The organism is Luteimonas sp. e5 (genome assembly GCF_054031035.1).
The window spans coordinates 497,198-510,668 of sequence record NZ_JBSTRX010000003.1; the positions used below are offsets into that span (position 1 = coordinate 497,198).

Consider the following 13,471-nt stretch of genomic DNA (forward strand, 5'->3'; position numbering starts at 1 on the left):
CCGCCATGCCCGTGCCGCATTGATGCAGGTCACTCAGTAGCTGAACTTGACCGCCGCGTAGTAGCTGCGGCCCGCTCCCGGTACCGCGATGCCCCACGGGATCGCATTGATGCCCATGGTGCGGCCCTGTGCGAGGTAGGTGCCGCCGGTGGGCAGCGCGTACAGGCGGTCGAACAGGTTGTCGATGCCGGCATCGATGCGCCAGGGACCGTGGCCGTAGCCGGCGCGCAGGTTGAGCAGGCCGTAGCCATGCGTGGGGATTTCGTTGCGCACCGGCGAGACGCGCTCCTTGGCCGCGACCAGCACCCATTCGATCGCGTTGTCCCAGCCACCGTGTTGATGGCCCAGGCTCAGGCGCGCATTCGGCGGCATGGTGTTGTACAGCGGCTGCCCGGTGTCGCGGTTCTCGCCACGCTGCCAGTTGGCCACCGCCTTCAGCCCGAAGTCGCCGACCGCGGTTTTCGCCAGCGGCACTTCGGCGAGCAGGTCGATGCCGTACAGGCGCGCGGACTGGTTGGCATGGCGCAGCACATTGAAGGCTTCGGGCGTGTGCGTGCCCAGCGGCACGGCATCGATGTAGTCGTGCACGCGGGTATGCCACGGGGTCAGCCGCAGGCGCCAGTCGGGCTGGCTGCCGCTGGCATGCCAATCCAGGGTCAGCGCCACGGTATGCGCGGTTTCCGGACGCAGATCCGGATCGCCGACGTAGCCGTTGCCGTCGCCGGCGGTGTTGTTCATGATCGCCGCCATCGCCCAGCTGGACCAGGCGTAGCGCTCGTACAGGTTGGGCGAGCGCGTTTTCAGCGCGTAGCCCAGCTCCACGTCCAGTTGCCGGCTGGGCGAATAGCGCAGCAGCGCCACCGCGTCGAGATGGGTGTTGCGGCGCTGGCGCGCGCGCGCGTTGAACGCGGCGGCATCGGCCTGGGTCATGCCCCAGGAGCCAGGCGGCGCGGGATCGACGTCATAGCCGCGCACTTCGCCGGCATTGGTCGAGACGCGGTCGTGGCGCAGGCCGAACAGCGCCATCCACTGCGTGGACAGCCGGCCCTCCCATTCGGCGAACAGCGAAGCACGCTTGCGCTGGCCGTGGTTGATGTTCCAGAACTCGCCCGGCGCCATGCCGCCGCCGGACGGCGGCCACCAGTCGTCCAGGCGGTAGTCATGCCATTCTGCGCCCACGCGCAGCTGGTCACCCGGGCGCAGGTCGAGGCTGAGCATGGCCGAGGCCGACTGCGTGCGGCTGGCGCTTTCCATCGGCATGTCGGCGGCGCAGGTCGGCCCGATCGGCGCGCAGGGCACGCTGTATCCGCCGCCGCCAGGCGGCATCGATGCCATTCCGTACCAGTATTGGCGGTCGGGGCCGAAGCCCATGCTGTGGCGCAGCTGCTCGCGCCAGGCGCGGGCCTCGAACGCACCCCATTCGTGGCGGCCCTGATAGGACAGTTGCCAGCGGTTCTGGGTATTGGCGGTCATGTCCATGCGCTGATTCGGATACAGCTGCAGGGGGATTTCCTGACGTCCGTAACTGGCCTGCCACAGGTGGTCGCCGTGGCGCAGTGCAGCACCGAGTGCATGGTTGCGCACCAGGTAGGCGCTGGAGGCGACTTCATCGCGCGCGATGTCATGGCCCTCGCGGCCGCTGGCGGTGAAATCGCGGAACTCGCCGCCGGCGCGGTAATTGTCGGCACGCGACAGCGAGCCGTCATAGCCGAGGCTGAAGACCTCGTTGGCCAGGGTGGCCGAGACATTGGCGGCGCGGGCATTGCCGTTGCTGCGCCAGCGCGCGCCCAGCTCGCCGGACATGTCCCAGCCGGCGCCGGGTTCGGCGAAGCGCGGCGGTGCCGACTGCACCTGGATGCTGCCGCCGATGCTGTCGCCGCCGGCACTGACCGGGCTGATCCCGGCATACACCTTGATCGTGCCGACCCGCGACGGGTCGATGTAGGACAGCGGCGGGTTCATGTGGTTGGGGCAGGAGGCGACGATGTCCATGCCGTCCACCTGCACCCGGTTGCGGTCGCCGCCGAGGCCGTGGATCGCCGGCATGCCGGACACGCCGCCGGCGCCCTGCACGTTGAGGCCGGGCACCGCACGCAGCAGTTGCGCGGTATCCGAGGTGTTGGGACGCAACGGCTCGAGATCCTCGTCACGCGCTTCGCCGCTGTTGGCGGGCATCGGGGTCTGCGGCACGCCGATCACCACCACGTTGTCGAGGCGGCGTGGTGCGTCCTGTTCGGGCGGTTCAGGGGTCTGGGCACCGGCGTCGGGTGCCAGTGCAAGGGCGGTCGCAATCGCGGCCGCCATGAGGGAGATGTTCATGGAAACTCCGGGAACGGATGGAGGTACGGCACAAGGCCGCGTGGGTCAGTTCCGGGAGAGGCGAGGCGGCCCGCGTGAACCCAGGCCGGAGGGGTGGCGCATGCCGACGCGCGGTGCATCGCGCAATGGCAGCAAACCGGTGAATGCGCTCGGCAGCCATGCCGCCGGATCGAGCGGCTGCACGCCGAGCAGGCCGGCCAGCAGCGGGCAGTAATCGCAATCGTGCGCGCTGCGCGGGACATCGGGCGTGTCCGCCTCCGCCGCCGGGTCGGCCACCGCCCATGCCGGCAGCGCAACCTCGCGCATGCCGTCCATGGTGCACATGGCCATGGTCGGCATGGCCGCATCCGCGGTGGCGAATGCCTGGTGCAGACGGCCGATGCTGGGCACCAGCGCCAGCAGCAGGGCTGCCAGCAGGGCCGGTGCGTGCATCCAGTGGTGGCGGAAAATCGATCGCATGTGCAGGCGGGGCCGGGACGCAATGTCCCGGCCCCGATTATCCACCAGGCGTGATCATCCGGACGACATCGGCAGGATGGATCACGGCCACGGCGTGCTCAGGAGGTTTCCCGTGCCGCCACCGGGGTGCTCGCGAACGCCGGGTCGGCCTTGGGGAATACCCAGTGGCGCAGCACGAACCAGGCCAGCAGGGCCGCACCGACACTGAACACCACATCGCCCGGCATGCGCATCCATACCAGCACGTCGATGATCGGCTTGCCCATGAACTCGGCCGAACGCGCATACCAGTAGCCGTTCTCCAGTGCCGCCTGCAACTGCAGCGTGCCCATCGGCAACAGGGTGATCAGCGCCATCAGCGTCAGCCCGATGTTGAGGCTCCAGAAGCTGCCGCGCAGCAGGCCCGGGTGCCACAGTGCCTCCGGCTTGAGGCCACGCAGGCAGAACAGCATCAGGCCGATGCCGAGCATGCCGTACACCCCGAACAGCGCGGTGTGCCCATGCAGCGGCGTGAGGTTCAGGCCCTGCATGTAGTACAGCGCGATCGGCGTGTTGATCAGGAAGCCGAACAGGCCGGCGCCGATCAGGTTCCAGAAACTCACCGCGAGGAAGAACATGATCGGCCAGCGGTAACGCTCCATCCACGGCGTGGCGCGGCTGTGGCTCCAGGTTTCGTAGGCTTCCAGCCCGATCAGCGCCAGCGGCACCACTTCCAGCGCCGAGAAGCTGGCGCCCAGCGCGACACCGGCGGTGGTGGTGCCGGCGAAGTACAGGTGGTGGAACATGCCGAGCACGCCACCGGCCAGATACACGATGGTGGCGAACAGCACGTTGATGGTGGCCGACTTGCCGCGCAACAGGCCCAGCTTGACGAACAGGAAGCTGATCACCGCGACCGCGAACACCTCGAAGAAGCCTTCCACCCACAGGTGCACCACCCACCAGCGCCAGTATTCGACCATCGACAGGTGGGTGTGTTCGCCCCACATCAGGCCGGCGCCATAGAACAGGCCGATGGCGATGGTGGACAGGAACAGCAGGCCGACGATGGAGGACATTTCGTCGCGCCGCTTGAGCGCCGGCCACAGTGCGCGACCGACCAGCGTCAGCCACAGCAGCAGGCCGATGAACAGGAATGCCTGCCAGAAACGCCCGATGTCGACGTATTCCCAGCCCTGGTGACCGAACCAGAAGTTCTTCGACAGGTCCATCTTCTGCATCACCGCGAACCACTGCCCGGCGAATGCGCCGATCACGATCACCAGCAGACAGACGAACAGGAAGTTGACGCCGAAGCGCTGGTACTTCGGCTCATGCCCGGAAATCGCCGGGGCGATGTACAGGCCGGTGCCAAGCCAAGCGGTGGCGATCCACAGCACCGCCAGCTGGGTATGCCAGCTGCGGGTCAGCGAGTAGGGCAGGATCTCGGCGATGGCGAAGCCGTAGGCTTCCTGGCCTTCCACCTGGTAGTGAGCGGTGGTCGCGCCGAGCAGGATCTGCACCAGGAACAGCGCGATCACCACCCAGAAATACTTGGCGGTGGCCTTCATCGAGGGTGTCGGCACCAGACCCTTCAGCGGATCCTCGGCCGGCGGCGCGGGCAGCGGCTCCTTGCCGTGCCAGGCGGCGTAGTGCCAGGCCAGCAGCGCGATGCCGCCGATCATGAACAGGATCGAGAACATCGACCACATGAAGATGCCGCTGGTCGGCGTGTTGCCCACCATCGGCTCGTACGGCCAGTTGTTGGTATAGCTGCGCGACTCGCCGGGGCGCTCGGTGACCGCCGCCCACGAGGTCCAGAAGAAGAACGCGGTCAGCGCGCGGCGCGGTCTTCGTCCGGCACCGTGTCGTTCTTCATCGCATAGGTTTCGCGCAACTCGGCGGTGGCCGGATCGTTCGAGAACAGGCTCATGTAATGCGCCGCGACCTGCGAGATCGCCTGCGCGCGCTGATTGCTGATGACCAGGTCGCCCGTGGCCGGGTCGTGGGTATTGCGCCGCATCTTCGGCTTGAGCAGGGCCTGGATGCGGGCCTGCTCGGCTTCGTCCAGCTGTCCCCAGGGCAGGCCGCTCAGGGAGCGGGTTTCCAGCTCGGCCATCGCCAGCGCTTCGCGGTGCAGCCAGTCGGCCGACCAGTCCGGTGCGATCAGCGCGCCATGGCCCCAGATCGAGCCCAATTGCTGGCCGCCGATGCTTTGCCACACCTGGCGGCCACGCTCGATGTCGGCGCGGGTGAAGACGGTGTCGCCGGTATCGGTGACCACCCGTTCGGGCATCGGGGGTGCGGTCTGGTGCAAGTCGGCACCGAGCCACAGCATGACGGCGAAGCTGGCGGCCAACAGCGCGGCCAGGCCAGTCCAGAGTTTCCGGGTCGTGGACATCTCGAGTCTCCTTTGCGTCCGACCATGGTCGGCGTCAGCTCGCGTTCATGTCCCTGACCCAGGTCAAGTGGAGGCCAGCCTGCGCAGCGGGCGTGGCGCGGCTTATTCGCGCAGGGCGTCGCGCGCCAGCTCGCTCAGCCGTTCGAGATCGAGGATTTCCAGGTCGCGGCGCTCGACCACCAGCAGCCCGTCGGCCTGGAAGCGCTTGAGCACCCGGCTCACGGTTTCCGCCGCCAGGCCGAGGTAATTGGCCATGTCCACGCGCGACATGGTGAGCTGGAAGCGCTGCGGCGAATAGCCGCGCTGGGCATAGCGCCGCGACAGGGTGACGAGGAACGCGGCCATGCGCTCGTCGGCGCTGAAATCGCCCGCCATCTGCTCGGCCTTGCCGATGTCGGCCGAGAGCAGGCGGAACAACTGCTGCTGCAATCCCGGCATGCGCGTGGCCAGCAGGGCCATCTGCGGGAACGAGAAGCGGCACAGCATGACCGTGTCCAGTGCCACCGCGTTGCACGGATAGCGCTCGCCATGGATGGCATTGAGGCCGATCACCTCGCCCGGCAAGTGGAAACCCAGCACCTGCTCGCGGCCGTGGCTGTCGATGACGAAGGTCTTGACCATGCCCGCGCGCACCGCGGCGATCGCATTGAACGGCTCGCCTTCGCGGAACAGCAGCTCGCCCTCGGCGAACGGGCCGACATGCTCCACCAGCACATGCAGTTCCCTGAGATCGGCCTTGCTGTAGCCCTGCGACAGGCAGGCGCCGGAAAACGCGCAGGTGGTGCAGAAGTTCAGCGGATCGCCGTCGTCGGCCAGCTGGGGGCCGGTGCGTGGCGCGCGCAGCGCATGGTTCATCCTCGCCACCTGCGGTCGGGCGCTGTCAGATGGCCTTGGAGTAGCGGGGCCGTTCCTGGCTGGTGGGGTTGAGATGAGCGTCGAAGCACATGGCGATGATACGCAGCAGCCAGCGTCCGTGCGAGGTGACCCGGATCGCCTGCGGCGAGAGCGTGACCAGACCATCGGCGGCGAGCACCTCCAGCCCTTGCAGTGCGTCGGCGAAATAGGTGTCGAAGTCGATGCCGTGGCGGTGCTCGAAGCGCGCCTTCACGATCTCGCCCTGGCACATCAACTGCTGGATCGCGTCCTCGCGCAGCACGTCGTCCTCGCTCATCGCCAGGCCGCGCCAGATCGGCAGGCGGCCGGCATCGATCGCGGCCTCCCATTCCGGCAGGGTGCGCGGGTTCTGGCTGAAGCTGGTGCCGATGTGGCTGATCGAGGACACGCCCAGGCCGAGCAGGTCGCTCTGCGCGTGCGTGGTATAGCCCATGAAATTGCGGTGCAGGCCGCCCGTGCGCTGCGCCTGCGCCAGCTCGTCATCGGGCAGCGCGAAATGGTCCATGCCGATGTAGACGTAGCCGGCGGCGGTCAGGCGCTCGATCGCCAGCCGCAACAGGGCCAGCTTGCCCTCGGCGTCAGGCAATTCCTCGGCGTTGAGCTGGCGCTGCGGCCGGAACAGTTCGGGCAAGTGGGCATAGCTGTATACCGCCAGGCGGTCGGGGCGGATGTCGATCACCGTGTCCAGCGTGCGCGCGAAGCCCTCCACGGTTTGCCGCGGCAGGCCGTAGATCAGATCGATGTTGACCGAGCGGAAGCCATGTTCGCGGCAGGCGTCGACCACCGCGCGGGTGTCTTCCACGCTTTGCACCCGGTTGACCGCGGCCTGCACGTCCGGATCGAAATCCTGAACCCCGAGGCTGGCGCGGTTGAAGCCGATCGCCGCCAGTTCGCCGATGTCCTGCGGGCTGACGAAGCGCGGATCGAGCTCGATCGAGATGTCGCGATCCTCGGCTTCGGAAAAACGGAAGCGCCGTCGCAGGCTGTCCAGCACTTCGCGCAGCTGCGCGGGGGTGAAGAAGTTGGGCGTGCCGCCGCCGAAGTGCAGCTGGATCACCTCGCGGTCGCGGTCGAACAGCGGTGCGAGCATGTCGATCTCGCGCTTGAGCCGGTCGATGTAGGGCCGGCTGCGGGTGCGGTCGCGGGTGATGATGCGGTTGCAGCCACAGTAGAAGCAGGGGCTGACGCAGTACGGCACGTGCACGTACAGCGACAGCCGGCGCGGGATCGGGTCGCCATTGCTCTCGGCAATGACCTGGCGCAACGCCGACTCGTCGAACGCGGTGGAGAACAGCGGTGCGGTCGGGTACGAGGTATAGCGTGGACCGGGACGGTCATAGCGGCGCAGCAAGGCGGCGGAGATCGGCGCAGGGGTACTCATGGTTGCGCAGATTGCACCAGCCGCCCGTGCGCCACCTTGACGCGGGTCAATCCGTTCGCAGTCCGCGACGGCGCATCAGCCGCAGGTGACCTTGATCGCCACGCGCTCCGGGTTGACGTAGATGTTGAGTCGATCCATGCGGTAGTCCATGGTCATGGCATCGTCCGGGCCGAGCACGCGCAGCCGTACCGCGCCGGCGGCGATGCGCGCCTGCTCGCCGACTTCGGGCGTGATGGTCTTGCCGAGGAAGCTGCGCACGGCTTCGCTGTTGCATTGGCCGACCGGTTCGGGCGCAGGTTCCGTGGCGGTGGGCGGGGTCGCATTGCAGGCCGAAAGGGTGGCCGCAGCAAGCGCGGCGGAAAGGACATGCAGTTTGTTCATCGGGACCTCGGAGGATGTTTGGTGAAGCGCAAGTGTGGCGCGTGGGGTGTTGCCTTGGCATCAATATGCCGAACAGGACCGAATGCGCAGGTGGTCCCATTCATGCAAATCAAGAACTTGTGCAGGCATCATGGCGCCATGAACCGTCTTCACGCCGCCTTCATCGTGCTGGTTGCGTCCAGTCTGCTGAGCTGCACCACCACGCCGACCCGGCCGGAAATGGCCATCACACACGAGCTTCCACCCCCCGCGCCCGCCATGCCGCTGCCGAGCGAGCCGGTGGCGCCGCCGCTGCTCGAGCGGCTCAAGGCGCTGGCGCCGGATGCCGACCCCGGCGTGCTGGCCCTGGCGCTGGCCGCACGCGAATGCGCGATCGATGCCGGGCACAGCAGCGAGGCCAGCCGTCTGGCGGTGATCGATTATTCGCTGCCGTCCACGTCCAGGCGCCTGTGGCTGTTCGACCTGGCCGAAGAGCGCCTGCTGCAGCACGAGCATGTCACCCATGGCCAGGGCAGTGGCGGCAACTTCGCCAGCCGCTTCTCCAATGTGGAAGGCAGCCACCAGACCAGCCTCGGCCTGTACCGCACCGCGGAAACCTATATCGGGGCGAACGGCTATTCGCTGCGCATGGACGGCCTGGATCCGGGCTTCAACGACAATGCGCGCATGCGTGCCATCGTCATCCACGGGGCCTGGTATGCCGAGCCCTCGATGATCGACAGGCAAGGCCGCCTGGGCCGCAGCCAGGGCTGTCCGGCGCTGCGCCAGGGCATCGCGCGGCAGGTGATCGACGAGCTCAAGGGCGACCAGCTGCTGTTCGCCTATGCCGACGATGCGCGCTGGCTGCAGGGTTCGCGGCAGTTCGCCTGTGGCGGGCGTGATGCGCGCCGCATCATTGCCGATGCGCGCAATGCCGTGCAGGGCGGCATGAGCCCGGTGGTCACCGCCGCACCCTGAGTCACGCCACTGCGCCACGACCATGAACAACGACGCCCCGCTGTGCGGGGCGTCGTCGCATGGGCCCGCGGTTCGGACTCAGGCCGCCTGCACCACCACCCGCAACGGGTTGGCCCACTCCGCGAGCAGTTCGGCTTCGCGCGCCTTGGCCTTGGCCAGGTGCGCCTCCTTGACGTGGCCGAAGCCGCGGATGTGCTCCGGGATCGAGGCGATTTCCGCGGCCAGCGCGACGTTGCCGGCATCCAGCGCAGGCAGCAGGCTGTCCACGGTGGTTTCGTAGTCGCGGATCAGCTGGCGCTCCATGCGCCGCTCGGCGGTGCGGCCGAACGGGTCGAAGGCGGTACCGCGCAGGCGCTTCATCTTCGCCAGCAGCGCGAATGCCTTGAGCATCCACGGGCCGTATTCCTTCTTCACCAGTTCACCCTTGGCGTTGCGCTTGGCGAACAGCGGCGGCGCGAGGTGGAAGCGCAGGCGGTAATCGCCTTCGAACTGCTGTTCCAGCCGGCGGCGGAACTCCGGTGCGGTGTACAGGCGCGCGACCTCGTACTCGTCCTTGTACGCCATCAGCTTGAACAGGTAACGCGCGACGGCTTCGGACAGGTCGGTCGAGCCCGGTGCGCGCGTGCTCTCGGCCTCGCGCACGCGGGCGACGAAGTCGGCATAGCGGCGCGCGTAGGCAGCGTCCTGGTAGTCGCCGAGGAAGGCGATGCGGCGTTCGATCAGTTCATCCAGCGAGCGCGACAGACGCGCATCGTCCAGCGGCAGCGAAACCACGCCATCGCCATGCGCCGGCACGTGGCGCAGTTCGCGTTCCTCGCGCGTCGCGCCCTGCGGCGAGAGGCCGGATTCATGGCCCTCGTTGGCGGTGGCGGCCAGCAGCGGCAGTTCGTGCGCCTGCTGTTCGGCGGCGGTCGGCGCGTTGTGCACCACGCCGGCGGCCTTGATCACCGCGGGCAGGTCGATCGCGGCCAGTCGGCCCCAGGCGAACGCGGTCTTGTTCATCTCCACCGCCGCGCCGTTGAGTTCGATCGCGCGCATCAGCGCATCGAAGGACAGCGGCACCAGGCCCTGCTGCCAGGCGTAGCCGAGCATGAACAGGTTGCTGGCGATGGCATCGCCGAGCAGTGCGGTGGCCAGGCGCGTGGCATCGACCTGCATCGGCGCCTCGCCCTCCAGTGCCTTGCGCACCGCGGCGACGATGTCGGCGGCGGGGAACTGCATGTCGGGGCGGGTGGTGAAGCTGCCCGGCATCGCTTCCCAGGTATTGAGCACCACCTTGCTGCGCCCGGCGCGCAGCTTGGACAGCGCCCAGTAGTCGTTGACCACCACCATGTCGCAGCCCAGCACCAGATCGGCTTCGCCGGCGGCGATGCGCACCGCGTGGATGTCGTCGGGTGTGCGCGCGATGCGGATGTGGGTGGTGACCGCACCGCCCTTCTGCGCCAGTCCGGTCTGGTCGAGCACGGTGGAGCCCTTGCCCTCGAGATGCCCGGCCATGCCCAGCAACGCACCGATGGTGACCACGCCGGTGCCGCCGACGCCGGTGATCAGGATGTTCCACGGTTGCGTCAGGTCGCTGGCGATGACCGGCTCGGGCAGGTGATCGAGCCTTGCCGCGGCATCGCCGCCGCGGCGCGAGGTGGTGCCGCGGCGCAGCTGGCCGCCATGCACGGTGACGAAGCTCGGGCAGAAGCCCTCGACGCAGGAATAATCCTTGTTGCAGTTGGACTGGTCGATCTCGCGCTTGCGCCCGAACTCGGTGTCCTTGGGCAGCACCGAGACGCAGAACGACTTCTTGCCGCAGTCGCCGCAGCCCTCGCAGACCAGCGAGTTGATCAGCACCCGCTTGGCCGGATCCGGCAGCTTGCCGCGCTTGCGCCGACGCCGCTTCTCGGTGGCGCAGGTCTGGTCGTAGATCAGCACCGACACGCCCTTGACCTTGCGCAGGCGCTGCTGCACCTCGTCCAGCTCGCGGCGGTCGTGGAATTCGACTTCCTTTGGGAACAGGTAGCGCTGCCGGGTCCACTTGCCGATGTCGTCGGACAGCAGCACGATGGTGTGCACGCCTTCGCTCAGCACCTGGTGCGCGATCTGCGGCACGCTCAGCACGCCGTCCACCGGCTGGCCGCCGGTCATCGCCACCGCGTCGTTGTACAGGATCTTGTAGGTGATGTTGACCCCGGCCGCGACCGATTGCCGGATCGCCAGCGAGCCGCTGTGGAAATAGGTGCCGTCGCCGAGGTTCTGGAACACGTGTTCGGTTTCGGTGAACGCCGCCTGCCCGGCCCAGGTCACGCCTTCGCCGCCCATGTGGGTGAAGGTGTCGGTGTCGCGGTTCATCCACGTCACCATGTAGTGGCAGCCGATGCCGGCCATCGCACGGCTGCCTTCCGGTACCGTGGTCGAGGTGTTGTGCGGGCAGCCGGAGCAGTAATGCGGCACGCGCGGGAAGTTGGCGCGCGGCAGCGCCAGCTCGCCCTCCTTGCGATCCATCCACGCCAGCACCTGGCGGATCTGCTCGCCGGGTTCGGCGTGCTCGGGCAGGAAGCGCTGCAGGCGGCGGGCGATGACGCCGGCGATGGTGGCCGGGGTCAGTTCGTTGGTCGAAGGCAGGATCCATTCGCCGGACTCGTCGTGCTTGCCGACGATCGACGGGCGCTGGCCGTCGAAGTTGTAGAACAGCTCCTTCATCTGGCTCTCGATGAAGCTGTGCTTTTCCTCGACCACCACGATGTCCTGCAGCCCCTGTGCGAAGCGGCGGATGCCGCGCGGCTCCAGCGGCCAGGTCATGCCCACCTTGTACACGCGGATGCCCAGCTCGGCGCAGGCGCGCGCATCCAGGCCGAGGTATTCCAGCGCCTGCAGCACGTCGAGGTAGCTCTTGCCGGTGGTGACGATGCCCAGCCGCGCGTTGGGCGAATCGATCACCACGCGGTCGATGCGATTGGCGCGGGCGAATGCCTGCGCGGCCTTGACCGCGTAGCGGTGCAGGCGCATTTCCTGATCCAGCGGCGGATCCGGCCAGCGGATGTTGAGCCCGCCCGCGGGCATCTCGAACTCGTCGTCGCCGGGCAGGATGATGTCCTGCGCCAGCGGATTGACGTCCACCGAGGCCGAGGACTCGACCGTCTCGGCGATGGTCTTGAAGCCGACCCAGCGCCCGGTGAAGCGGCTCATGGCGAAGCCGAGCAGGCCCATCTCGAGAATGTCCTGCACCCCGGCGGGGTTGAGGATCGGCATCATCGCGCTGACGAATTCGTGCTCGCTGCCATGCGGCAGGGTGGACGAGCGGCAGGCATGGTCGTCCGCGGCCAGCGCCAGCACGCCGCCATGCGGCGAAGTGCCGGCGGCATTGGCATGCTTGAACACGTCGCCGCAGCGGTCCACGCCGGGGCCCTTGCCGTACCACATGCCGAACACGCCATCGACCTTGGCGCCGGGGAACAGGTTGGTCTGCTGCGTGCCCCACACCATGGTCGCACCGAGGTCCTCGTTGAGGCCGGGGGTGAACTTGATGCGCTGTTCCTCGAGGAAGCGCCGCGCGCGCCACAGCTCGAGGTCGAAGCCGCCCAGCGGCGAGCCGCGATAGCCGGAAATGAAGCCCGCGGTATCCAGCCCGGTGGCGACGTCGCGCAGGCGCTGCATCATCGGCAGCCGTACCAGCGCCTGCACCCCGGACAGGTAGATGCGGCCCTCGCGGCGCCGGTACTTGTCATCGAGGCTGTAATCGGGATCCTGAATGCCGCGGGTCAGGCCCTCGCGCGCGGATGCCGGGGAGGAAAGTTCGGCGGTACTGGTCATCTGGCAAACGCCCGGAGCTGCGGGCCGCGCATTATATAAGGCCGGCCCGATCGCAGCCGGCCGCGGCGGTGTTGCGCCGCAGCATGCATGGGTTTGGCATGGTGTGCGCCACGGCACGCTTGCAGTGTGCCGAGCATCAACGGATGCCATGTTGCGATGCCGCAGCGGAGCCGATTTGCGGTAGCGTACGCGTGCTCCTGATTCCGCTTGGGTTGTCGATGTCCGTCTTGCGTATGCCGTCCCGGGTGCTGGTTCTCATGCTCGGCCTGCTTCCCGTTTTCGCCGCCGCGCAGAGCCTGCCGCGCCCGGCCGAGTTCTACTTCGACGAGGACCGCGGGGTGACGCGTGCGATCCAGGCCGAGCGCGGCGAGGGCGATGCGCTGGTCAATCGCCTGCTGCGCCGCGTCGAGCGCGATCCGCGCGCATGGGACGCAATGGCCCAGCTGGGCTCGCTGGCATTGGCCGGCGGGCGCCCCGAGGTCGGCAAGTCGCTGTACCAGCGCGCCATCACCGGCATGGGCGAGCGCCATTCGCTGAGCCGCGCGGTGCGCTGGAACTACGGTTGGGACCTGTATCGCAGCGGTGAGCCCGAGGCGGCGCTGGCGCAATGGGCGAGCCTGGTCGAAACCGGCTCGGTGCGTGGCGAATGGATGCCGCCGACGCTGGCGCTGGTGCTGTGGCGACTGCAGCGTCATGACGAGGCGCGGCAGTGGTATGCGGCGGCCGTGCGCACCCACCCCGAACGCTGGAGTTCGCCGACCGACCTGTCCGCCTTGCTGCCAGAGTGGACCACGGCCGAGCGCGAGGCTCTGCTCGAGGTGCAGCGCGCCTGGGCCGAGAACCCGCCGGACTGGCCGTGAGTCCGGCGTGCGGCATGGCCGTGTTGGCACGCTGCGCTG

The 13,471-nt window shown here is 68.1% G+C and carries 8 protein-coding genes and 1 pseudogene; 2 read left to right on the forward strand and 7 right to left on the reverse strand.

The genetic code is table 11. The features are described from left to right. Positions 1–33 precede the first annotated feature (33 nt). From ACW11F_RS11445 to ACW11F_RS11470, 6 genes and pseudogenes are all read right to left on the reverse strand, one after another. Positions 34–2,319 carry a TonB-dependent receptor gene (locus ACW11F_RS11445; protein WP_456997045.1) on the reverse strand — a complete coding sequence of 762 codons (2,286 nt, stop codon included), beginning with the start codon at positions 2,317–2,319 and terminating at the stop codon, positions 34–36. A gap of 45 nt (positions 2,320–2,364) precedes the next feature. Next, positions 2,365–2,778 (reverse strand): DUF2946 family protein, encoded by a 414-nt coding sequence (locus tag ACW11F_RS11450; protein WP_456997046.1) that lies wholly within the window; start codon positions 2,776–2,778, stop codon positions 2,365–2,367. Between the two features lie 98 nt (positions 2,779–2,876). Next, positions 2,877–5,158: pseudogene (locus ACW11F_RS11455) on the reverse strand (nitric-oxide reductase large subunit). A gap of 102 nt (positions 5,159–5,260) precedes the next feature. Beyond that, positions 5,261–6,013: a helix-turn-helix domain-containing protein gene (locus tag ACW11F_RS11460; protein ID WP_456997047.1), complete on the reverse strand. Its 753-nt coding sequence runs from the start codon at positions 6,011–6,013 to the stop codon at positions 5,261–5,263. A 25-nt stretch (positions 6,014–6,038) separates the two neighbouring features. Further along, positions 6,039–7,433, reverse strand: a complete 1,395-nt coding sequence (gene hemN / locus ACW11F_RS11465) for an oxygen-independent coproporphyrinogen III oxidase (RefSeq protein WP_456997049.1) — start codon at positions 7,431–7,433, stop codon at positions 6,039–6,041. Positions 7,434–7,508: 75 nt separating this feature from the next. Further along, complete coding sequence (locus ACW11F_RS11470) at positions 7,509–7,814, reverse strand: I78 family peptidase inhibitor (RefSeq protein WP_456997050.1); 306 nt, start codon at positions 7,812–7,814, stop codon at positions 7,509–7,511. A 138-nt stretch (positions 7,815–7,952) separates the two neighbouring features. Here ACW11F_RS11470 and ACW11F_RS11475 point away from each other — a divergent pair, with 138 nt between their 5' ends. Then, complete coding sequence (locus ACW11F_RS11475; RefSeq protein ID WP_456997051.1) at positions 7,953–8,771, forward strand: murein L,D-transpeptidase catalytic domain family protein; 819 nt, start codon at positions 7,953–7,955, stop codon at positions 8,769–8,771. 78 nt (positions 8,772–8,849) lie between these two features. Here ACW11F_RS11475 and ACW11F_RS11480 read toward each other — a convergent pair whose 3' ends face one another. Then, the gene (locus ACW11F_RS11480; protein WP_456997052.1) at positions 8,850–12,572 is read right to left on the reverse strand and encodes an indolepyruvate ferredoxin oxidoreductase family protein; all 3,723 of its coding nucleotides are present in this window, start codon (positions 12,570–12,572) and stop codon (positions 8,850–8,852) included. A gap of 218 nt (positions 12,573–12,790) precedes the next feature. Here ACW11F_RS11480 and ACW11F_RS11485 point away from each other — a divergent pair, with 218 nt between their 5' ends. Beyond that, positions 12,791–13,432 carry a tetratricopeptide repeat protein gene (locus ACW11F_RS11485; protein ID WP_456997053.1) on the forward strand — a complete coding sequence of 214 codons (642 nt, stop codon included), beginning with the start codon at positions 12,791–12,793 and terminating at the stop codon, positions 13,430–13,432. Positions 13,433–13,471: the final 39 nt, after the last annotated feature.